The 22,896-nt window shown below is 46.1% G+C and carries 23 protein-coding genes, 2 rRNA genes and 1 pseudogene (1 of these 26 running past the window's edge); 5 read left to right on the top strand and 21 right to left on the bottom strand.

Features of this window, described 5'->3' with window-relative positions; translation table 11 throughout:
• The 4 genes from AC08OG_RS14470 to istB all read left to right on the top strand — a co-directional run.
• Positions 1 to 2,020: ribosomal RNA gene (locus AC08OG_RS14470) — 23S ribosomal RNA — on the top strand; it begins 881 nt to the left of the window's first position.
• Between the two features lie 86 nt (positions 2,021 to 2,106).
• Positions 2,107 to 2,221, top strand: a 5S ribosomal RNA gene (rrf, locus tag AC08OG_RS14465).
• A gap of 407 nt (positions 2,222 to 2,628) precedes the next feature.
• Complete coding sequence (gene istA / locus AC08OG_RS14460) at positions 2,629 to 3,648, top strand: IS21 family transposase (RefSeq protein WP_482929750.1); 1,020 nt, start codon at positions 2,629 to 2,631, stop codon at positions 3,646 to 3,648.
• Positions 3,645 to 4,430, top strand: a complete 786-nt coding sequence (gene istB, locus AC08OG_RS14455; RefSeq protein WP_482929749.1) for an IS21-like element helper ATPase IstB — start codon at positions 3,645 to 3,647, stop codon at positions 4,428 to 4,430. Before istA ends, istB begins: the two co-directional genes overlap by 4 nt.
• A 209-nt stretch (positions 4,431 to 4,639) precedes the next feature.
• Here istB and AC08OG_RS14450 read toward each other — a convergent pair whose 3' ends face one another.
• Complete coding sequence (locus tag AC08OG_RS14450; protein ID WP_439503981.1) at positions 4,640 to 6,145, bottom strand: sensor domain-containing diguanylate cyclase; 1,506 nt, start codon at positions 6,143 to 6,145, stop codon at positions 4,640 to 4,642.
• A gap of 114 nt (positions 6,146 to 6,259) precedes the next feature.
• Positions 6,260 to 6,628 carry a cupin domain-containing protein gene (locus AC08OG_RS14445; RefSeq protein WP_482929796.1) on the bottom strand — a complete coding sequence of 123 codons (369 nt, stop codon included), beginning with the start codon at positions 6,626 to 6,628 and terminating at the stop codon, positions 6,260 to 6,262.
• A 115-nt stretch (positions 6,629 to 6,743) separates the two neighbouring features.
• On the opposite strand from AC08OG_RS14445, the gene AC08OG_RS14440 reads away from it, so the two are divergent.
• Positions 6,744 to 7,469: a lipase family protein gene (locus AC08OG_RS14440; protein ID WP_292401417.1), complete on the top strand. Its 726-nt coding sequence runs from the start codon at positions 6,744 to 6,746 to the stop codon at positions 7,467 to 7,469.
• A 14-nt stretch (positions 7,470 to 7,483) separates the two neighbouring features.
• On the opposite strand, the gene cysK is transcribed toward AC08OG_RS14440, so the two are convergent.
• From cysK to hpf, 19 genes and pseudogenes are all read right to left on the bottom strand, one after another.
• Complete coding sequence (cysK, locus tag AC08OG_RS14435; RefSeq protein ID WP_439503983.1) at positions 7,484 to 8,440, bottom strand: cysteine synthase A; 957 nt, start codon at positions 8,438 to 8,440, stop codon at positions 7,484 to 7,486.
• Between the two features lie 137 nt (positions 8,441 to 8,577).
• Positions 8,578 to 9,042, bottom strand: a complete 465-nt coding sequence (locus tag AC08OG_RS14430) for a CBS domain-containing protein (RefSeq protein WP_439503984.1) — start codon at positions 9,040 to 9,042, stop codon at positions 8,578 to 8,580.
• A 20-nt stretch (positions 9,043 to 9,062) separates the two neighbouring features.
• Entirely contained in the window at positions 9,063 to 9,266 is a 204-nt protein-coding gene (gene nqrM / locus AC08OG_RS14425; protein WP_292356700.1) for a (Na+)-NQR maturation NqrM, read from the bottom strand.
• A 1-nt stretch (position 9,267) separates the two neighbouring features.
• Complete coding sequence (gene nqrF, locus AC08OG_RS14420) at positions 9,268 to 10,485, bottom strand: NADH:ubiquinone reductase (Na(+)-transporting) subunit F (protein ID WP_292356698.1); 1,218 nt, start codon at positions 10,483 to 10,485, stop codon at positions 9,268 to 9,270.
• Positions 10,485 to 11,093 carry an NADH:ubiquinone reductase (Na(+)-transporting) subunit E gene (nqrE, locus tag AC08OG_RS14415; protein ID WP_292356696.1) on the bottom strand — a complete coding sequence of 203 codons (609 nt, stop codon included), beginning with the start codon at positions 11,091 to 11,093 and terminating at the stop codon, positions 10,485 to 10,487. Before nqrE ends, nqrF begins: the two co-directional genes overlap by 1 nt.
• Entirely contained in the window at positions 11,094 to 11,756 is a 663-nt protein-coding gene (locus AC08OG_RS14410) for an NADH:ubiquinone reductase (Na(+)-transporting) subunit D (protein WP_104935147.1), read from the bottom strand.
• Complete coding sequence (locus AC08OG_RS14405; RefSeq protein WP_292356691.1) at positions 11,756 to 12,583, bottom strand: Na(+)-translocating NADH-quinone reductase subunit C; 828 nt, start codon at positions 12,581 to 12,583, stop codon at positions 11,756 to 11,758. The genes AC08OG_RS14410 and AC08OG_RS14405 overlap by 1 nt, the downstream gene beginning before the upstream one ends.
• Before the next feature lie 2 nt (positions 12,584 to 12,585).
• Positions 12,586 to 13,792 (bottom strand): annotated as a pseudogene (locus AC08OG_RS14400) (NADH:ubiquinone reductase (Na(+)-transporting) subunit B).
• Between the two features lie 2 nt (positions 13,793 to 13,794).
• A complete protein-coding gene (locus tag AC08OG_RS14395; RefSeq protein WP_482929795.1) occupies positions 13,795 to 15,144 on the bottom strand; it encodes a Na(+)-translocating NADH-quinone reductase subunit A in 1,350 nt (449 codons plus the stop codon).
• Positions 15,145 to 15,243: 99 nt separating this feature from the next.
• A complete protein-coding gene (locus AC08OG_RS14390) occupies positions 15,244 to 16,419 on the bottom strand; it encodes an MFS transporter (RefSeq protein ID WP_482929794.1) in 1,176 nt (391 codons plus the stop codon).
• An 11-nt stretch (positions 16,420 to 16,430) separates the two neighbouring features.
• Complete coding sequence (aroC, locus tag AC08OG_RS14385; protein ID WP_482929793.1) at positions 16,431 to 17,528, bottom strand: chorismate synthase; 1,098 nt, start codon at positions 17,526 to 17,528, stop codon at positions 16,431 to 16,433.
• A gap of 15 nt (positions 17,529 to 17,543) precedes the next feature.
• Positions 17,544 to 18,725, bottom strand: coding sequence for a magnesium transporter (gene mgtE / locus AC08OG_RS14380; protein ID WP_482930558.1), 1,182 nt, complete (start codon positions 18,723 to 18,725; stop codon positions 17,544 to 17,546).
• On the bottom strand, positions 18,662 to 18,901 hold the full coding sequence (locus AC08OG_RS14375) for a hypothetical protein (RefSeq protein WP_482929792.1): 240 nt from the start codon (positions 18,899 to 18,901) through the stop codon (positions 18,662 to 18,664). The genes mgtE and AC08OG_RS14375 overlap by 64 nt, the downstream gene beginning before the upstream one ends.
• Positions 18,902 to 19,015: 114 nt before the next feature.
• Positions 19,016 to 20,767 (bottom strand): phosphoenolpyruvate--protein phosphotransferase, encoded by a 1,752-nt coding sequence (ptsP, locus tag AC08OG_RS14370; RefSeq protein WP_482929791.1) that lies wholly within the window; start codon positions 20,765 to 20,767, stop codon positions 19,016 to 19,018.
• Positions 20,764 to 21,036, bottom strand: coding sequence for an HPr family phosphocarrier protein (locus tag AC08OG_RS14365; protein ID WP_292356679.1), 273 nt, complete (start codon positions 21,034 to 21,036; stop codon positions 20,764 to 20,766). The genes ptsP and AC08OG_RS14365 overlap by 4 nt, the downstream gene beginning before the upstream one ends.
• A complete protein-coding gene (locus AC08OG_RS14360; protein WP_292356677.1) occupies positions 21,033 to 21,437 on the bottom strand; it encodes a PTS sugar transporter subunit IIA in 405 nt (134 codons plus the stop codon). Before AC08OG_RS14360 ends, AC08OG_RS14365 begins: the two co-directional genes overlap by 4 nt.
• Before the next feature lie 96 nt (positions 21,438 to 21,533).
• Entirely contained in the window at positions 21,534 to 22,052 is a 519-nt protein-coding gene (locus tag AC08OG_RS14355) for an HPr kinase/phosphorylase (protein WP_292401397.1), read from the bottom strand.
• A 6-nt stretch (positions 22,053 to 22,058) separates the two neighbouring features.
• The gene (locus tag AC08OG_RS14350; protein WP_292356673.1) at positions 22,059 to 22,520 is read right to left on the bottom strand and encodes a PTS sugar transporter subunit IIA; all 462 of its coding nucleotides are present in this window, start codon (positions 22,518 to 22,520) and stop codon (positions 22,059 to 22,061) included.
• A 15-nt stretch (positions 22,521 to 22,535) separates the two neighbouring features.
• Positions 22,536 to 22,862 carry a ribosome hibernation-promoting factor, HPF/YfiA family gene (gene hpf / locus AC08OG_RS14345; RefSeq protein WP_292356671.1) on the bottom strand — a complete coding sequence of 109 codons (327 nt, stop codon included), beginning with the start codon at positions 22,860 to 22,862 and terminating at the stop codon, positions 22,536 to 22,538.
• Between the last annotated feature and the right edge of the window lie 34 nt (positions 22,863 to 22,896).

Here is a 22,896-nt window from a genome sequence, read left to right as displayed (position 1 = left end):
GGTCATCCCGACTTACCAACCCCATGCAAACTCCGAATACCGAGAAGTGCAATCATGGGAGACACACGGCGGGTGATAACGTCCGTCGTGGAAAGGGAAACAACCCAGACCATCAGCTAAGGTCCCAAAATTATGGCTCAGTGGAAAACGAGGTGGGAAGGCACAGACAGCTAGGAGGTTGGCTTAGAAGCAGCCACCCTTTAAAGAAAGCGTAATAGCTCACTAGTCGAGTCGGCCTGCGCGGAAGATGTACCGGGGCTTAAGCCATATACCGAAGCTATGGATGTCGTACTTTGTACGGCATGGTAGAGGAGCGTTGTGTAAGTCTGTGAAGGTGAGTTGAGAAGCTTGCTGGAGATATCACAAGTGCGAATGCTGACATGAGTAACGATAAAGGGGGTGAGAGGCCCCCTCGCCGAAAATCCAAGGTTTCCTGCTCAACGCTAATCGGAGCAGGGTGAGTCGGTCCCTAAGGCGAGGCAGAAATGCGTAGTCGATGGAAAACAGGTTAATATTCCTGTACCGGTTGTTACTGCGATGGGATGACGGAGAAGGTTAGGTTAGCCAACTGTTGGATATGTTGGTTTAAGTGTGTAGGCGTGCTTTATAGGAAAATCCGTAGAGCTAAGCTGAGGCATGATGACGAGTCTCAATGGAGACGAAGTAACTGATACCAGGCTTCCAGGAAAAGTCTCTAAGCTTCAGGTAACAAACGACCGTACCCCAAACCGACACAGGTGGATGGGATGAGAATTCTAAGGCGCTTGAGAGAACTCGGGTGAAGGAACTAGGCAAAATAGCACCGTAACTTCGGGAGAAGGTGTGCCCTTGTTAGGTGAAGCGACTTGCTCGTGGAGCTGAAGAGGGTTGCAGTGAACTGGTGGCTGCGACTGTTTATTAAAAACACAGCACTCTGCAAACACGAAAGTGGACGTATAGGGTGTGACGCCTGCCCGGTGCCGGAAGGTTAATTGATGGGGTTATTCTTCGGAAGAAGCTCTTGATCGAAGCCCCGGTAAACGGCGGCCGTAACTATAACGGTCCTAAGGTAGCGAAATTCCTTGTCGGGTAAGTTCCGACCTGCACGAATGGCGTAACGATGGCCACACTGTCTCCACCCGAGACTCAGTGAAATTGAAATTGCGGTTAAGATGCCGTATACCCGCGGCTAGACGGAAAGACCCCGTGAACCTTTACTACAGCTTTGCACTGAACTTTGAACCTACTTGTGTAGGATAGCTGGGAGACATTGAAGCGAGGACGCCAGTTCTTGTGGAGTCAACCTTGAAATACCAGCCTGGTATGTTTGGAGTTCTAACCTCGGTCCCTTATCGGGACTAGGGACAGTGTATGGTGGGTAGTTTGACTGGGGCGGTCTCCTCCCAAAGAGTAACGGAGGAGCACGAAGGTACACTAAGTATGGTCGGACATCATACGGTTAGTGCAATGGCAAAAGTGTGCTTGACTGCGAGACAGACACGTCGAGCAGGTACGAAAGTAGGTCATAGTGATCCGGTGGTTCTGAATGGAAGGGCCATCGCTCAACGGATAAAAGGTACTCCGGGGATAACAGGCTGATACCGCCCAAGAGTTCACATCGACGGCGGTGTTTGGCACCTCGATGTCGGCTCATCACATCCTGGGGCTGTAGCCGGTCCCAAGGGTATGGCTGTTCGCCATTTAAAGTGGTACGCGAGCTGGGTTTAGAACGTCGTGAGACAGTTCGGTCCCTATCTGCCGTGGGCGTTGGAAATTTGAGAGGAGCTGCTCCTAGTACGAGAGGACCGGAGTGGACGTACCCCTGGTGTTCGGGTTGTCATGCCAATGGCATTGCCCGGTAGCTATGTACGGACGGGATAACCGCTGAAAGCATCTAAGCGGGAAGCCCCCTCAAGATTAGATTTCCCCGAGCTTTAAGCTCCTGAAGGGCCGTAGAAGACCACTACGTTGATAGGTTGGGTGTGGAAGTGCAGTAATGTATGAAGCTAACCAATACTAATTGCCCGTGAGGCTTGACCATATAACCCCAAGTAAGTTGGGTGCGCATAAGCGACAAAACCTTTACTTCCCGAATTAGCTTGCTGATAAAGTAAGCACCAAGTTATGCCTGGCGGCCATAGCGAGTTGGCACCACCTGTTCCCATCCCGAACACAGAAGTGAAACAGCTCAGCGCCGATGATAGTGTGGGAGTTCCCATGTGAAAGTAGGTCACTGCCAGGCTTTAATACAAAAAAGAGCCCATCCAATCGGATGGGCTCTTTTTTTGGCTTGAAGGTTTGCATTATCCTGCCTGAGCATGTGACCCCCCATGTGACATTATCGCCGGGACAAGCCATGTTCCAGACATGGCTTTGCATACGATGTGCATGGATGTACAAGTGTCGCGGATGCAGGATGCACAGAAGCGACCACTCCATCCAGGGAGATAAGCGATAATGGACGCCGCCAGGCGCCCGAAGGGTGAGATGCAGGCATGCATCTCATCACAAAGTAGGTCAGCGATAACCACTTATGCGCTCTAGGTGTCATCGACAATGTAAAACTGCCCCACTAACGACAATCAAAAATTGACCCACCTGAGGCAAAATGGCCGTCATTTGTAACGACAGGATGGCGGTTGAAATGCGATGTTAAATCAGGAGTCATTAGTGGAAATACATGTATTACACCGGCAGGGTCACAGTATCCGCGCCATCAGTAGGCAACTCGGGATCGCCAGGAACACAGTCCGTAATTATCTGCGTGACCAAGCCCGTTCACCCAGTTATGGTCCACGCGAAGAAAGACCATCAAAACTGGACCCGTTTAAACCTTATTTACTTGAACGTATTGCGGCAGCAAAACCTTATTGGATCCCCGCCACGGTATTGTTCAGGGAAATCAAAGAGCAAGGCTTTACTGGTCAGGAAGGTATCGTCAAAAACTACATCCGGCAGTTCAAACCAACGTTACAAGAAGATGTGGTTCGGTTTGAAACCCTGCCGGGTCAACAGATGCAGGTCGACTTTACCACTATCCGACGGGGACGCAGCAAACTCAAAGCCTTTGTTGCCACACTCGGTTACAGTCGGGCGAGTTTTGTACGGTTCAGCAGTCATGAGCGTCAAGAGGACTGGCTCACGGGAATAGAAGCCGCCTTGCAGTACTTCGGCGGTGTGCCCAAAGAGATCCTGTTTGATAATGCCAAGTGCATCATGATTGAACGCGATGCATATGGTGATGGTCGCCACCGCTGGAACGACAAGTTGCTGCAGTTAGCAGCAGACTATAGTTTTCGCCTTCGTGCCTGTCGGCCCTACCGGGCGAAAACCAAGGGAAAGGTCGAGCGCTTTAACGGTTATCTGAAAAACAGCTTTATCACACCGCTGGCAGCTACTCTGAAACAAGCGGGACTGGTGCTGGATGTTGATACGGCTAATGGTCAAGTCGGTCCCTGGTTACGAGAGGTAGCACATCAGCGCTGCCATGGCACCACCGGACAGCAGCCGCAAACGCTGTTGATTAAAGAGCAGTTGGCATTGGCTGACTTACCGGCATGCGTGATTAAAGAAAAACACGTTGCTTTCCCATCTCGTCACGCTCTCCCGATTGAGAGTCTGCAGCATCCGCTAAGCACCTACGACCAGTTGCTGGAGATGAGCCGATGAACTTGCAGATGGCACGGATTGAGCGGGCCTGTGAAGAACTCAAACTCAATACGATGGCAGTGGAATGGTCAGCGGTGGCCGATACCGCAGCGGGTAAAGGCGCTACACTAGCCGACTTTTTGGAGCAGCTGCTTAACCTTGAAGTGGATGCCAGAACGCAGCGGACACGTGAGACCTTGCAGAAATTTGCCGGATTGCCAGCAATTAAATCGTTTGAGGACTACGACTTCAACTTTGCCACCGGTGCACCCAAAAAGCAATTGCAGGAACTCAATAGCCTGGCGTTTATCGAACGGGCCGAAAACATTGTTCTGCTCGGTCCGAGTGGTGTCGGCAAAAGCCATCTGGCCATTGCTTATGCTTGCAAAGCGATTCAAAAAGGTATCAAAGTACGCTTTATCACAGCAGCCGACCTGATGTTGCAACTGGCTACTGCGAAGAAGCAGGATCGACTGGAAGGTTATCTGAAACGCAGTGTGCTGGGGCCCAAACTGTTGGTCATTGACGAAATTGGTTATTTGCCCTTCGGGCATGAAGAGGCCACCTTGTTCTTCAATGTGATTGCTAAGCGCTATGAACAAGGCAGCGTGATAGTGACCAGTAATTTACCATTTTCACAATGGGCAACAGCTTTTGCCAATGATCAGGCACTCACAGCAGCATTACTCGACCGGCTTTTACACCACGCACATATTGTGCAGATCTCAGGAAACAGTTATCGATTGAAAGGAAAGAAAACTGCTGGGATAGCCCCAGTAACGTATAAACAAATTAACGAATAGTCGCCAAGGGTGGGTCAATTTTACTTTGTCGGAAAGTGGGTCAAAATTGGATTGTCGTTGACATCTAGGCACACATTACCTTCCTGTAAATAAACTGCCAGGCTTTAATACAACAGAAAAGGCCACCCCTATCGGAGTGGCCTTTTTTATTATTTAAGGTTTAACAAGTAACCTTCTTGAATGAAGTGATGAAGCAGCAAACTACTTGGTTAAATATCAACAAATTCTGTAGTGGAAACCACTACCTGATCCCGTCCATTATTTTTTGCTTCATAAAGAGCAATATCTGCTGCTTTAATAATGTCAGCTTTTTCGATAAGAGTGTTATGCAGATAAGCCACGCCAAATGATGCTGTGATAGGTGGAAGCGGTTTATTTTGATATAACAGTTCTAATGAGCTAATTTCATGGCATAGCAATTCAGCGCGCTTAATCAGATTGTCCTTGTCGATATCCGGCAGAATAATAATGAATTCTTCGCCACCATAGCGACAAATCACATCACTACTTCGAAAATGAGCTTTGAGAAGGTTGGCATATTCGACAAGTACAAGATCGCCAGCATCATGGCCGTATTCATCATTAAATTTCTTGAAATGATCAATATCAGACAGAATCAGACCGAGTCCATGCTGAGCTCTTGCACATCTATGAATCTCACGTTCAAGACTTTCTTCCATAAAACGACGGTTGAAAAGGTAGGTCAATGGATCACGGACCGATTGGGATTGTAGAGCTTCCTTAAGTTTTAAACTCACCAATGATAATGCAAGATTATCAGCAGTAATTTTTACCAGGCGTTTTCTGGATTCGACATAATAGGTTTTTTCTTCTCCGACTTTATGCTTTGCAGCATTAAATTCGATGTGCAGCATGCCCAACATTTCACCTTGCGCAATAATGGGTTCACAAATATAGGTGCTTATACCATCGCCGACATGTTTACATCGAAGACGGCCATCGTTATCCAGTGTTGTGTGTTCTTTACCTTGGCGAAGCGACCAACAGTCATCTGGCGCAATAACAGGAGCACTTTTAATTTCATCTGTGATTCCCCAGGTTGTCATCGATTCCACCAGGGTTTTCTTATCATTGAATAAATATAGAGCCCCAGTGCAATCGGGGAAAATCTGTTCAGCATAATAGGAAACAATAGGATATGTTTCATCAACTGAACGACAGACCTGAAGATAGGAATTCAGTTGATTGATCAGATTCATCTCATAGTTATATTGTGTTAACTCCTGATGAGATTTTTTAAGTTCGTCTTCGGATAGTTTTTGTTCTGTGATATCAGTTGAGGAGCCGACAAAACCAGAAAAGCGGCCGTGCCCATCAATATAGGGTTCGCCATGATCAATAAAATGTCTGTATTCACCATCTCGCCGGCGTAACCGATATTCCATAGTGAACGGCTTATATGTCTCAAATGCGTCTTTGAAAACCGTCAGGCAATAGTCACGATCATCTGGGTGTAAAGCATTGAACCATGCTTTACCTCCAAGTCTCTCTACCTTTTCCCGTCCAATAAAATTTTTATATTGGTTGTTGGTAAAAATTATATTGCCATGAATATCAGTTAGCCAGAGAGTAACCGGTGCATCTTCAGCCAGTGTTTGAAAGTTAATTTCTTCCAGCGTTATGGCTGGTATTTGGAGATTTTCTTCACTCATACCTGTATCCAACTCCATTGTTGAATTGTTTCCTTGTTTCATAATTCATATCCATTGAAGGTAATAATTAAAGCAAACAGACCCTATATATTCATATTTTGGTGAAAGTATTCACTAATTAATAATTAAGTCATACACCATGGCGAGCGAATTAAATTAAGTCAAGTCAGACTGATAATTCTCTTCTTCAAAACGAGGGGTACATAAGGCAAGAAAAATAAGATCTTTGGAGCAAATATTGGTAATTCGTTGACGGGTATTCGGCGGAATAATGACCACATCTCCGGGTTTTACTGTCTGAGGCACATGATCTCCAATTTCTACAGCGCCACTACCTTCCAGAATGACGTAGCGTTCGGTTGTTTCTCTTAACTGGTGCCACTGAGTGGTTACACCTGGTTCAACCCGGGCTTGAGCAATAGAGAGTTCTGGGTCTTCTGACTGGTTAGACAGCTCATTGATATAACATCCTTCAACAAAATAGTATTCATTGTTGGATTGAAAACGTTGGATATGTGGCTTCATAAGCGTATAGGTGTCCCTGTGAGTAACAAACTGATTTAGTTAATTAGAAACTTCATCACAATAATTGGCATCTTCTATGCAGAATTTTTCGTGTCACCCATTTTGGAGGTGTTCCATGAAAATGTTCATGTTGCTGTTTGTCATGTCATTTACCGTGCAGGCCAATGATATCTCATCCTGGAATCGTCTGATTCTGTCTGGTGGTTCACATATCATGATCGGCTTTGTTCCTCCTGATTTAAAGCAGGCCGAAGTGCTGAATATTTTTATTGAAGGGGATGGTGAACCTGGTGTCGCATTAAGACTAGCGCAGGAGACCGGAGGTAATAGTGTCTATATAGGGCGTCCCTGCCAATATCTCAAAGCTACCCGATTTAATTCCTGTAATCGTGAACTATGGACATCACACCGCTATTCTCAAGCCGTAGTGGATTCGATGGATAAGGCTATTTCTGCATTGAAACAGCAGTATCAATCAAGTCAAATTCGACTTGTAGGCTATTCTGGCGGTGGGGCTATCGCCTCAATTATTGCATCAAAAAGGAGCGATGTTGCACTATTATTGACCGTGGCAGGTAATCTGGATCATAAATGGTGGACTGAGTTTAATAATTCAGCACCACTGTCTGGCTCTTTAAACCCAATTGATTACAGCGCAGCATTAGAGGCTGTACCTCAAGTACATCTGATAGGTGATCATGATTTTGTGGTACCCGGCTCGGTATTAATGTCTTATCTGTCAAAATTTAAAACGCGTGACAAAGTAAAAAGCTATCTGGTGGGAGGAGCGGATCACACTTGCTGTTGGTCAATGGCTGTAGCTGCAGTACTGCCTGAATAAATTCAAATGGCTGATTAGCCTAAGCTGCTCAGCCATTCATCATCTGAACCTTCATTCATCCCTTCGAACAAATAAGTGGATAAGTAGCGTTCTCCAGTGTCAGGAAGCATAGCCAGAATCACCGAACCATCGGCTGCATTCTCAGCGACTTTCATTGCTGCTGCAACGGTGCCACCACAAGATAATCCGCAGAAAATGCCTTCTTCACTGGCTAATCGTAATGCCCAGCTTTTGGACTCTTCATCGGTGACGGGATATAGCTCATCGTAAACATCACGATTCAATACATCTGGAATAAAATCCGGAGTCCACCCCTGAATCTTGTGTGGATGCCAGTCATCCCCAGCCAGCATGGAAGCTGCAGCAGGTTCTGTTGCAACAATTTTGGTATCTGGTCTGGCAAGTTTAATCATTTCTCCTGCCCCGGTTAATGTACCGCCAGTGCCCCAACCCGAGACCCAATAATCGAGTTGTTTACCTGCGAAGTCACGTAGGATTTCAGGGCCGGTAGTATTTCGATGAAAAGCAGGATTGGCAGGATTTTCAAATTGTCGAGCTAGGAACCAGCCATGTTTCTCAGCGAGTTCCTCTGCTTTTTTAACCATGCCAGTGCCTTTTTCAGCTGCCGGAGTAAGGATTACCTTGGCTCCCATAGCTCGCATGATTTTACGACGTTCAACCGAGAAGGTTTCGACCATGGTGGCAACAAAAGGATATCCTTTCGCTGCACAGACCATTGCTAAAGCAATACCTGTATTACCCGAAGTAGCTTCAATAACTGTTTGACCGGGTTTTAATACTCCACGTTTTTCAGCATCATCGATAACTGCAAATGCCAGTCGATCTTTTACAGAAGCCATCGGATTGAAGGCTTCGACCTTAACGTACATTTCGACGTGATTGGGGGCTATGTTGTTTAGACGAACAATAGGGGTATTACCGATTGTGTCGAGTATGCTGTTATAAATCATAAAAACTCAGTCGATTTGATTGGAATAAACCAAGCTTACACTAAATTGCTTATGCAAAAAAATCCTGCAGCAAAATCAGTCGTGAATAGTTTAAAACTGTCGGATAGCGGTTGTTTAAAAGGAAAGTTATCTATCGGTCAGGAAACACTGTTACTGACATGAATATTTTGTTTTGTAGATTGCTTTGCTGGTTGCTTGCTATCAGGATTCGACGTCAGCTCAAGTGCTTTAAGAATATTCTGTCTGGTAATTGATCCGACTAAACGATTTTCTTTAATCACGGGCAAACACTTGTAGGCAGTTTTTAAAAACTTTTCAGCGACCTCAATGATTGATGCTTCAAAATCTATGGTCTCAACCTGATTATGCATATACTCTTCAACTTTTCCCGCTGATTCGCCCTGATAAGCAGCATTAAGCGCCACTTTCATACAGTCTTTTTCAGATAGAAAACCAATCAAATTACCATGTTGATCGATAACGGGAGCACCGGAGATTTTAAATTCAATCAGCTGATGAATTGCACGTAATACATCCATCTCAGGTGTAAATGTGATCTTGGTGCCATTCATATGATCTTTGACTTTGAGTGATGCAAGCATGGGCTACTCCCTGACGCTGTTTAGTTTTGTTGTTGTGCCCGCTTACGGGCTTCACACTCTTCTTTTTCCTGAATCGAGCAGGCCCCGCCACAACTTCCCGACAGCCCAACCTGATTCAATCCACCACAACTGCCTTTTATTGCTGAGCGACCAAATATTACCCCGATGGCCATGGCTGTAACAGCCAGTAGAATAATCACAAATGCGGCAAGAAAAGTATTCATCTTAGCCTCCAAAGTCATCAAGCATGATGTTTTCCGGTTCAACACCCAAATCTTCAAGCATTTTGATCACCGCTGCATTCATCATCGGTGGCCCACACATATAATATTCACAATCTTCCGGTGCAGGATGATCTTTCAGGTAATTTTCGTATATGACGTTGTGAATAAAGCCTGTGTAGCCCGTCCAGTTATCTTCTGGCAAAGCATCGGATAAAGCGACATGCCAGGTAAAGTTGTCATTTTCCGCGGCAAGTTCATCAAAATCTTCGGTATAAAACATTTCACGCAAACTGCGAGCACCATACCAGAAGGTCATTTTACGCTTGGATTTCAGGCGGCGTAACTGATCAAAAATATGCGAACGCATTGGTGCCATGCCGGCACCACCACCAATAAATACCATTTCTCTATCCGTATCTTTGGCAAAAAACTCACCAAATGGACCAGAAATAGTCACTTTGTCACCCGGTTTGAGATCAAAAATGTAGGAAGACATGATGCCCGGTGGAACATCATCGGCATTTGGCGGTGGTGAAGCTATCCGCACATTCAGCATTACAATGCCTTTTTCTTCCGGATAGTTAGCCATAGAGTAGGCTCTAACCACATTTTCTTTTACCACTGACTTGTAACGCCATAAATCAAATCGATCCCAATCCGGGCGGTATTCATCGGCAATGATGAAGTTTTTATATTCAACGGTATGCGGCGGACATTCAATCTGGATAAAGCCACCGGCTCGGAAATTAACGCTTTCACCCTCAGGTAATTCAAGAATCAGTTCTTTAATAAATGTGGCGACATTATCATTGGAACGAACGGTACATTCCCATTTCTTAACACCGAAAACTTCTTCCGGTACCTGAATCCGCATATTCTGCTTAACAGCAACCTGACAAGATAAGCGATCACCCTCTGCGGCTTCACGTTTAGTGATATGCGATTCTTCAGTGGGGAGAATTGAGCCACCACCTTCAAAAATCTTTACTTTGCACTGTGCACAGGTGCCACCGCCACCACAGGCAGAAGAAACAAAAAGATTCGCGTCAGCCAAAGCACCTAAAAGCTTACCGCCGGCCTTGGTTTTTATGGTTTTTTCATCATTAACGATAATTTCGATATCACCCGTTGCCACTAGCTTGGAGCGGGCGCTGAGGATTACGAATACCAGCACCATGATGATAAGTGTGAACAGAACAATGCCTAAGATGATTTCCATTAGAGTTGAATCCCCGAAAATGCCATGAACCCTAACGCCATCAATCCAGCTGTAATAAATGTAATGCCAAGACCTTGTAAACCATCGGGGACATCGGAATATTTAAGTTTTTCTCTGATGCCTGCAATTGCTGTAATCGCCAGAGCCCAACCAAAGCCACTACCTACACCATACACCGCACTTTCAGCCAGATTGTAATCACGTTCAACCATAAACAGCGTACCACCTAAAATGGCGCAGTTGACCGTAATTAATGGCAAGAAAATACCCAGTGCGTTGTAAAGGGCCGGCACGTATTTATCCATTGCCATTTCAATGATTTGCACCATCGCGGCAATAACACCGATATAGCTTATTAGACCCAAAAAGCTTAAATCCACATCCGGTAAGCCAGCCCAGGACAAGGCACCTTCTTTAAGCAGATATTGATAAATCAGATTGTTGGTCGGCACCGTGATGGCCTGAACCAGGACAACGGCGATACCCAGCCCCAAAGCAGTTTCGATTTTTTTAGAAACCGCGAGAAAGGTACACATGCCCAAAAAGAAAGCGAGCGCCAGATTTTCAACAAAAATTGAGCGAATAAACAGACTGAGGTAATGCTCCATTTACAAGACCTCCGTACGGTGTACTTGGTGAATCTGATAATCTGGTGCCTCAACTTGCTGTGGTTTCCAGCTTCGGATAGCCCAAATCATCAGACCGATAATAAAAAAAGCACTTGGCGGTAACAGCATCAACCCATTGGGGACATACCAGCCACCTTCATTCGCTACCGGAATAATGGTGTGGCCAAACAGTTTGCCAGCCCCAAATAATTCACGGAAGAACGCTACGACTAATAAGACCACGCTATAACCCAAGCCATTTCCGAGTCCATCCAGAAAGCTCATACCGGGAGAGTTTTTCATAGCATAAGCTTCGGCACGACCCAAAACGATACAGTTGGTGATAATCAGTCCGACGAACACAGATAACTGCTTGCTGGCTTCATACGCATAAGCTTTGAGAATCTGGTCAACAATAATTACCAATGAGGCAATGACCGTCATTTGAACAATGATACGGATACTTGAAGGGATGTGATGACGAATTGAACTGATGATGGCTCCGGAGAAAGCTGTAACCGACGTAAGCGCAATACACATGATCAGCGCTGCAGTCATATTGGTGGTTACTGCCAGAGCAGAGCAAATTCCTAAAACCTGTAACGTTATCGGATTATTATCAATAATTGGATCAATAACATTATTTTTTGCTTGGCTTGCCATCAGTTAATCCCCTGTTCGGAACGCATACTTTGCAAATAAGGGCCAAATCCATCTTCACCTAACCAGAATGAAATCATATTGGAAACGCCTTTACTGGTCAGTGTGGCACCAGATAATCCATCGACCTTGTATTCTGCCTGTGGTGAATTGTTATCCACATAACCACGGGCAACCCTGAATTCCACATTGCCGTTTTCGTCATATATTTTTTTGCCTTCCCATTTGGCTAACCAGCGCGGGTTTTCTATTTCACCACCTAAGCCGGGCGTTTCTGCATGTTCGTAAAAACGCAACCCTTGAATAGTATTGAAATCACTACCTAAAGAAAGAAATCCGTACATGGTTGACCATAATCCATAGCCATGAATAGGTATAACCAGTTGTTGGATTTTATCGCCATCCCGAAGAATATAAACTGGGGCATATTTAGCTCGTGAACCAATTCCGGCTACATCCTGCTGATTATCTAGACGTACTCCCAAATCTGGAGAACCAGATGCTTTACGCTGATCATAAGTGGCTGGATCAAGATCTGTTTCAGCGTATTGGCCAGTGGCCAAATCGACTAAACGAACCTCAAATTTTTCAAAAGCTGCTTCCATATCCATACCTGGCTCAAACTGATCGGTAACGGCCAGAATATTTTGTCTTATATCGTTTTTTTGATTCACAATCTGGCGGGACTTCAATGAAACCGCAGCTGTTGAAACCAGAACCGAACAAACCAGACAAAGCACAATGGCAATGAATATAGTCTTTTTAGGATCATCGTTTGGCAGCTGCATCAGCTGGCCTAAAAAACCTTTTTTCTGCGTAATTTCTGCCATGATTAGCTTCGCTGTAGTCTTCGTTTAATGTTGGACTGAACGACAAAATAGTCGATTAGTGGGGCAAATATATTGGCAAACAGAATGGCTAACATAATACCCTCTGGGAAGGCAGGATTGACGACACGTATTAGTACCGTCATAAAACCAATTAAAATACCGTAAATCCAGCGTCCTTTATTGGTCATGGCAGCAGACACCGGATCGGTCGCCATGAAAACCATACCAAATGCAAAGCCACCCAGAGACAAATGCCAGTACCAGGGAAGTCCAAACATTGGATTGGTATCGCTGCCAATCATATTGAAAAGCCAGCTAGTGGCCACCATGCCGAGGAATACCCCGAAAATGATACGGAAAGAGGCAATGCGCGTATAAAGCAGGAAAGCTGCACCCAGCAAAATAGCCAGGGTAGAGGTTTCACCTAATGAGCCGGGCATATGACCTATGAATGTCTGTGTCCAGGTGTAGCCTGCTTCGGTGACGGACTCCAAACCACCTAATGCTGCCAAAGCGAGGGGGTCGCTCCTGTATAGCCATCAATAGCTGTCCATACTGCATCCCCGGACATTTGTGCTGGATAGGCAAAATATAGAAATGCACGACCCGTTAATGCCGGATTCAGGAAGTTTTTACCAGTACCACCAAAAACTTCTTTTCCAATTACCACACCAAAAATAATACCCAGCGCAACCTGCCAGAGGGGGTAGAGGGCGGAAGCGTAAGGCTGTAGAGCATTGAAGTCACCAGGAAGCCTTCATTTACTTCATGGTTTCTCACTGCAGCAAAAATAACTTCAAATGTACCACCGGCGATTAGGGTGGTCAGATATATCGGTAAAAAGTAGAGCAGGCCATGGAACATGTTAGAGAACAGGCTATTAGGATCATAACCAATACCAAAGCTGGTCAGGATCCAGCCGCGCCAACCTTCAATTGTCGACATGCCCAGTTGCGCCATGGCACTGTTGGCCTGAAAACCGGTATTCCACAACATCAGCATTAAAACAGGAAAAGTCGCTAGTACGACATAACTCATAACCCGTTTAAGATCGATACCATCACGAACATGTGGCGAGCCCCGGGTAACATCGCCAGGGCTATAGATGAATGTATCGATCATTTCATATACGGCAAAGTACTTCTCGTAAGCTCCGCCTTTTTGGAATGACGGCTCTATCCGGTCTAGGAATCTTCTTAAACGCGCCATGGTTATCCTTCTTTTTCTATTTGTGTAAGGTTGGCTCTCAGCGCAGGACCATAGTCATATTTTCCAGAACAGACGTATGAACATAAGGCCAAGTCTTCTTCATCCAACTCAAGACACCCCAATGCCTGAGCAGAGTCAGTATCTCTGACCAATAAAGCTCTCAGCAGTTGCGTTGGTAAAATATCCATAGGAACAACGGTTTCAAAAACACCCACCGGAACCATGGCGCGTGGACTACCATTCTGTGAAGTGGTGAGCGGTAAATCTTTCTTGCCAAATATTTTGCTGAAAAAAACGTTCAGGGCAGAGTATTTATCGGTGCCACCTGGCCGGATCCATCCAAGTATCTCACGATGTGTCCCCTCTTCGAGAACAGATATCTGGGTATGAAAACGACCAAGAAATGCAGCCCAGTTATTGGCGGTATGACCATTGAATACTGATCCGGAAATCACACGGGAGCGAATATTCTGGACTTCTCCACGAACCAGTTCTTCAGTGTTGGCTCCAAGGCGGGTACGGATGAGCCGTGGCTTATTTACCATTGGTCCTGCCAGTGAAATAATCCGTTCTACCCAAAGGTGACCTGTGGTGAAAAGTTTGCCAATGGCGATGACATCCTGATAACCGATATGCCAAACTGTTTTTTTACTGCTGACAGGTTCAATAAAATGTATGTGAGTACCCACCAGTCCTGCAGGGTGTGGACCTGAGAATGTTGGAGTTTCAAGATTTTTCAGATCTGGAGTGGGTAGAGCTGCCTTCGGTGATTGACAGAGATAAAGTTTACCGCTGGTCAGATGACTCAATACTGTTAGACCGTTACGAAAATCGTCAGCATATTCGTTAATAATCAGGTTGGGATCAGCAGCAAGCGGATTAGTATCAATCGCATTTATAAAGATTGCCTTGGGCTCACTGTCCAGTTCAGGTGTTTTGCTGTAGGGACGAGTACGTAGAGCGGTCCATAATCCAGATTCAACCAGATTCTGTTGAACCTGCTCTCGGCTGAGCGTCGGTAATTCATCCAGTGAGTAGTATTTAAAAGTGACTTCCTCGTCACCTTCAAGCTCAATCACCACTGATTGCAAAGCCCGTTTGGCCCCACGATTAATCGCTTTGATTATGCCAGCGCCGGGAGCCGTATAGGTTACGCCGGGGGTTTTTTTATCGGTGAATATGGCTTCACCCAGTTTAACCCGCTGACCCTCTTCAACCAGCATCGTTGGTTTCATGCCGACGTATTCGAGCCCCAACACAGCAACTGAAGCGACCGGATTAGCCTGGCTAATTTTTTGTTCCGGCGCACCAGCAAGGGGCAATGTCAGCCCTTTCTTAATTGAGAAATGCATATCCCACCTAGTCAGAAGCAGTGCATGAGCACTGTTGGCTTTGAAATTATCAATGCAGGAGTATAGCGGCTTTGCGGTACTTAAGGGAAGCTTACCATGTCAATAATGTGGTTGTTTTTCCGCAGAGGATTTGCTGCTTTTAAGCCAGATAAAGCCGATTAAAAAAGCACCTATCGCAGTTACAGCTGCCAGCATAAAAGTCATTTCCGGTCCCGGAGTCAGCCATAGATAGCCACTCAATAAACTTCCTACTGCGCCACCAGCACCAAAACTCATACTGCTGTACAACGCCTGTCCGCGGCCTTGATTACGACCAGTGAAGTGCTGATGTACCCATGCAATAGAAGCAGCATGAAAAGCACCATAACTGGCAGCGTGTAATGATTGTGCGGCGATAAGCATAACAACCTGGTCAGCATAAAGCGCAATCAGCAACCAGCGAAAAGCTGCCAGTAGCAGACTACCGAGTAATACCTTGCGAATGCCAAAGCGGGGTAGCCAGCGATGCATTACCAGAAAAACCATTAATTCAGCGACTACCCCTAAGGCCCATAATTGACCAATCAAAGTACGGCTATAGCCATGCTGTTCCAGATAAATACTGTAAAACGTGTAGTAAGGCCCATGGCTGACCAGCATTAAAAAGCAGATAGCTAAAAAGGCGCGAACAGCAGGTTGTTTGAGCACCTGTCTGATAGGGATGTGATTGAGACTCAGGTGACGACTGGCAGATTCAGGAACCGTGAGGCTGATCAGCCAGATACCGCTGATGGACAATAACAACGCATAGGGAACGATGCCGGCATCATAACGATCCATTAGCCAACCCAGTAAGACCACAACACAGATAAAACCAATAGAACCCCAAACGCGGATTTTACTGTAATGATGACTATGTTCACCAAGGTGCTGCAGTGTAGTGACTTCAAATTGAGGAAGCGAAGCGTTCCAGAAAAAACTGAAGACCATTAATACAACGGCAATCCAGTAATAACTCTGTGAAATAAAAATGCCTGAGAACGCCACGATACTCAGTAAGCTGGCCAGCCGAACGATTCGCAGACGTTGTCCGCGGTGATCAGCAATCCAGCCCCAGACATTCGGAGCAATGATTCGGATTGCCAATAGAATGGCGGTTAATTCACCGATTTGTCGGGCGCTGAATCCTTCCCATTGCAGATAAAGCCCCCAATAGGGCACCAGAATGCCCAGAGTGGCAAAATAAAATAGATAAAACCCTGACAGCCGCCAGTAGGGTAGTCCGGAAAAAGGCACCAGCGATCAGGTTAGGCTTGTGCCGGGATAATCGGGGTGTCAGTGGTTACATCCATATTCTGGGCCCGATGACGTAACATATGATCCATCAATACCAGTGCCAGCATGGCTTCTGCAATTGGAGTGGCACGAATACCGACACAAGGATCATGACGTCCATGAGTGACGACTTCGATGGCTTCTCCACGTGTGTTGATACTTTTTCCGGGAATTCGCAGACTGGAAGTAGGTTTGAGCGCCATGCTTACCAGCAAATCCTGTCCACTGGAAATACCACCTAATGTTCCGCCAGCATTATTGGTCAGGAAACCTTCCGGTGTCAGTTCGTCCCGATGTTCAGTACCTTTCTGGGTAACCGATTCAAAACCGGCACCAATTTCCACGCCTTTTACCGCATTGATACTCATCATCGCATGGGCGATATCAGCATCCAGACGGTCAAAAATAGGCTCACCCAAACCCGGAGGTACATGGCGTGCAATGACATTAATGCGAGCACCAATGGAGTTGCCTTCCTTACGCAAGGCATCCATATAATCTTCCAGCTCGCTTTCAATATTGGGATCAGGATTGAAAAACAGACTATTTTCGATATGCGCCCAATCCAGCGTTTCAGCTTTAATCGGGCCAAGCTGGCTCAAATAACCCTGAATTTCGATACCATAACGTTGTTTAAGAAATTTTTTGGCAATACCACCAGCGGCAACGCGCATTGCGGTCTCACGTGCTGATGATCGGCCACCGCCACGGTAGTCACGGAAACCGTATTTGTGGTGATAGGCATAATCAGCATGGGCCGGGCGGAATTGCTCGGCAATATTGCCGTAATCCTTTGATCGCTGATCCACGTTTTCAATCAACAAACCAATCGGGGTTCCAGTAGTCTTGCCTTCAAAAATACCGGAAAGAATTTTGACCTGATCAGGTTCACGGCGCTGTGTTTCATGGCGACTTTTACCCGGTTTACGCCGATCCAGATCATTCTGAAGATCGGCTTCGGATAATTCCAGTCCTGGGGGGCAACCATCGACAATACACCCCAGGGCGGTGCCGTGGCTTTCACCAAACGTGGTGACTGTGAAAAGTTTTCCGAAACTGTTGCCTGACATAATCAAAAATCCGAGTTAAACGATAAATAGAGTAGCAAAACCGAGGAAAGCCATAAATCCGACTACATCGGTGACAGTGGTTAACAGAACGCTGCCGGACAATGCGGGATCAATGCCAATACGTTTTAATCCCAGGGGAATCATTACTCCGGCAACGGCAGCAGCCGTCATATTAACAATAATGGCTGCACCAATCATGATTCCCAGTAAAAAATTACCGAACCAGAGGTAGGTTACAAAAGCGATAGCAATTGCCCAAATCACCCCATTGGCCATGCCCACCAGAAATTCTTTGCGTAATAACCAGCGTTGATTTTTATCATTCAACTGGTCCAGAGCCATAGAACGGATGACCAGTGTTAATGTCTGGCTGCCGGCAATACCGCCCATGCTGGCAACTATTGGCATTAATACAGCCAAAGCCACCAGTTTTTCAATGGTGGTATCAAATAGCCCTATAACCCATGCCGCTAAAAATGCAGTCAACAGGTTGATACCAAGCCATACCGAGCGGCGATGAATACTTTTTTTGACCGGGGCAAACGTATCTTCGTCTTCACTTAAGCCGGCCATACTCAGTAAAGAGTGTTCTGCTTCATCCCGAATAACATCCACCACGTCATCGATGGTAATGCGGCCCAGCAGGTGATTATCTTTATCGACGACAGGTGCGGAGATCAGATCATGTTTTTCAAAACGGTGGGCGACATCATGGTCCGACATATTGGCGGGAATAGGATCGACCTGATGTGACATTGCTTCGCGTACAGTAAGTGAACGGCTGCGGCTGACAACCTGTGACAAGCGCAGCGTTCCAAGATATTTATCCTGATGATCAACGACATAAAGACTGTCAGTGTTTTCGGGTAACTCCCCATATTTACGTAAATAACGTAAGACCACTTCCAATGTGATATCCGAGCGCACGGTGACCACATCGGTGTTCATCAAACCACCGGCGGTATCTTCTTCATAAGCCAGAATGGCTTCAATCCGACGTCGACGTTGCGAGTTCATGGCGCGCAACACTTCCTGCATCACATGGCCAGGGAGATCCTGAAGAATATCGACAACATCATCGGTATCCAGATCTTCAGTAGCGCTCAACAGATCAGCAGTATCCATGCCGGTCATCAAACCGGTACGAACATCTTCCCCAATATAGGAAAGTACCTCACCTCGTAATTCGGGATTGATGATTGGCCAGCATACCAGCCGTTCATTGGGGGGAGGGATTCCAGTAAATGAGCGGTTTCAGCAGGGTGCAAGCTGGCTAATAAGCGACGCATTCTGACAAAGCGGCCGCTTTTCAGCGCCTCAGAAAAGGCATTCAGCGAGTGATTGAGACTGCGGTGTTGGTCCAGCTCAGACATATCCGGCTCCAGAGGGCGTCGGTACTTTTAGGGGGAGGTTACGCAGGCTATTTTAGCCTGCTTACCTGGTGCTGAATAGCTTTAAATGATTAGCCTTAGCGAAACAAATAGCAGCTAATGATGAATCGGTGCGTTGATTTGTTCCAATAACATATCGGCTTCAAGTGCATCTGACACTTGCATAATACTCAGCGTGTTATCCGGTAATAAACTCAAATCGGTTTCGTTAATGATTTGCTTTATTTCCAGCAACGCATTGGGATGCATACTGAAGTGTTCCAGTCCCATTGCCAGCAATAGCCGGGCATAGCGGGGATCACCAGCCATTTCACCACACATTGATACTGGAATATTAAATTTCCTACCCGCTTCCAGCGTCATATGAATCAGCCGTAAAACAGCAGGATGTAAAGGGTCGTAGAGATAGTTGACCGTGTCATCAATACGGTCGATAGCCAGAGTATATTGAATCAAATCGTTGGTGCCGATAGATAGAAAATCTACATGACGGGCAAACATTTCTGCGCAGACTGCACTGGCCGGGATTTCGATCATTGCGCCAATTTCTACCTGACGATCATATTCCAGACCTTCCCTATCCAGTTCGATCTTGCATTGTTCCAATAAATTACGTGCCTGTAACAATTCATGCATGGTGGATATCATTGGAAACATGATTTTGATTTTGCCATAGGCCGATGCTCTCAGGATGGCTCTTAACTGGGTGCGGAACATGGCGGGCTGAGTCAGGCAAAGTCGAATAGCACGCAACCCCAGTGCCGGATTAGTGACCACTGTCTGAGTCAGGTGCCGACCACCATCAACGGTCTTATCTGCCCCCAGATCGAAAGTCCGAATGGTGACTGGTTGATTATTCATACCTTCGACAACATCACGATAAGCGGCGAGCTGTTCTTCCTCTTCCGGTGGTGCCAACCGATTCATATAGAGAAATTCGGTCCGATACAGCCCGATGCCCTGCGCCCCGGCATTGGTGATAGTGGAAATATCTTCTGGCAATTCCGCATTGGCCAGCAGCGTAATGGTCTTGCCATCACGGGTACGCGTAGGCTGGGATTTATAGCGACTCAGAGATGAAATATGTTCATCAAACGCAATACGCCGTTGTTGATATTCCTTGAGCGTTCCTTCATCGGCACCGGCAATCATGATGCCAGCTTCACCATCGACGATCAGTGGTTCATTGTCCTGCACATAGCGACGAACAGATTCCACACCGACAATTGCCGGAATACCCAGGCTGCGTGCCAGGATTGTGGTATGCGAAGTGGCGCCACCATGTTCGGTAACAAATGCGGCAATACCCTGATGTTGCATTAAAACGGTATCTGCGGGCGTCAAATCCTCAGCAATGATGATATGACCTTTCAGGCGTCCATCAGCAATTTCGTGATCCGCTACTTCCTGATCGGCGAGAATCCGATGGATACGATTGACCACATGATCAACATCATCCCGTCGTGTCCGCAGATACGGATCATCCATTTCGTTGAATACGTTGATTAATGCATCACGTTGCAATTGCAACGCCCATTCAGCATTGCAGCGACGTTGACGGATCATATCGACCGGAACTTTGGTCAGTGATGAATCGTTGAGCATTAAGATATGCGTATCAATAAACGACGTCACATCAGCCGGCGCGTTGGCAGGGATATGGTTACGAATCGATTTAAGCTGTTGCTTGGCCTGTTCAATCGCATCAAGTAAACGTTCCACTTCCTGTTCAATGGAAAACGCCGGGATCAGATATTCACGAACATCCGGCTGGTTGTGAAACAGAATATGGGCACGACCGATCGCGATACCTCGAGAAACGCCAATGCCTTGTAGCTCAAGCGTCATTGGCCTTCTCCAAAGTAATTGGCAATCAATTCCCCGATAGCGTTTAACGCAGATTCGGCATCATCACCTTCTGCGGTGACCTGAATTTCAGTGCCTTTGGCAGCGGCTAACATCATCACTCCCATAATGCTTTTGCCATTAACCTGACGATTATCCTTTGATACTTGAATATCCGCATGGAACTCAGAAGCAGTGGTGACGAATTTTGCCGCAGCACGGGCATGTAAGCCCAGGCGGTTTATGATGGTAAATGTTTGTTCCTGTTTCATGGACGATACCCTGAGTGATGACAACGTACAATGCCTTCCTGGCCACCACTAACCGCTTTGTGTTCAAGTTCATCAAGGCTTAGGGTTGGATAGTTTAAAACACGGATTAGCATGGGGAGATTGAGCCCTGAAACAATTCGGATATCTTCACGATCGGAGACTGCGCAAGCAATATTGCTGGGAGTAGAGCCAAACATATCTGTCAAAATCAAAATTCCATTACCCTGATCCAGTCCAATCAATTCACCATCCAGCTGTTTGCGTATGGCGTCTGGATTATCTTTGACTTCGATAGAGATAACTTTAGTGGGCAACGGGCAGCAGGAAAGCATTTGTCTGGCCGTGTTTATCAACTCGGTGCCGATATGATTGTGCGATACGATTAAAATACCTACGGTCATCTTGGTTCTCTTGGTCACCAGCGAAAGTCAGACTGGAAGGGCAGTTTACCGCCAATGAATGTAATGTATATGAGCGTTTTAGGCAAATATTGCTGCTTAAAATGCCATTTTATCAAGCTGCCAAAGCTGCATTTTTTCATGGTTGCCTTTATGTGACGCCTGCATTGTCAGCCAGCTATCAATTCGGGTTTTAAATGAGGCTGGATTTTCAACAGATAATGTCAATACAACTAAAGCTTTACCAAGAATGTCTTTGTGTTGTGTCGGAGTGTTAACACTGGCTTTAGGGTGATGGACTCGTTTCAGTTCAATGCACAAATCTGCAATGGTGCTGGCATGCCAGCTAGCTTCACCACAGACTTTGCGGATATCCATCAGTCCTAATTCACGGGTATGCAGTAAACCGGAAAGCAGTTTGGGGCAATGTGCTATAAGATCTTCATTTTTCAGGGAAAAATCCACCACATCATCGGCAATTAGTATTGCGCCATGATGAATTAATTCGAGTGCCAGACTACTTTTTCCAGCACCAGCTTCACCAAAAATAAAGATGCCTTTATCCCGATAATGAATCATCACACCATGATGACTATCCATGGCTGCTGGCAAAGACATAACAGATTATTCTTCGTCGATGGAAAGCAATAATTCAAAAATGGCTTCAGCACTGGAAGCCTGTCGAATACGGCTACAGATTTCTTCATCTCTAAACAATGTCACCAGACGTGACAAATGTTGTAAATGATGTTCGGTATCATCCTCCGGCACCAATAAACCAAAGGCGATATCAATCGGTTTACCATCAGCCGCTTCAAATTCGACCGGCGTTTCCAGTGTCAGCATTGCGGCCACGGTGTGGGTAAGATCCGGGACACGGGCGTGGGGAATTGCCACGCCCTTGCCTAATCCGGTACTGCCCAAACGTTCACGTTCGAGTAGAACTTGAAAGATTTTTTCAGCAGTCGCTGCACTCGTATTGGCTGCCAGCATACGACTGAGATTTTCGATCACCCGTTTTTTGCTGGTAGCTTCATCGTGGAAACTGATGTTGTCCGCATTTACGAGCAGTGCAGCGATAAGCATGAAATTTCCCGCTCCTTAACTAGCGTTATGTTTTTGAATGACACCATCAGCTTGATGGTGGTTAGTAATTTTATCTTTGTGCTTGATGATTTGTCGATCCAGTTTTGCAACCAGATTTTCAATAGCGGAATACATATTTTCCTGCTCGTCAGAAGCAAATAAGTCGGCGCCACTGGCATGAACAGTTGCTTCAGCTTTTTGCCGAAGTTTCTCGACAGATAACACTACATGCACGTTAGTCATGTGATCAAAATGACGAGTCAGTTTCTCGAATTTTTTATTGACGTGGTCCCGAAGGCTGTCAGTGATATCTATATGTTGTCCGCTTAGATTTAATTGCATAATGCATCACTCCTGTTGGTGGACTAAAACTGGT

It is taken from the genome of Methylophaga sp. F7 (assembly GCF_056863975.1).
Note: the sequence above shows the minus strand (reverse complement) of the source record. Positions and strands in the feature narration are given on the sequence as shown.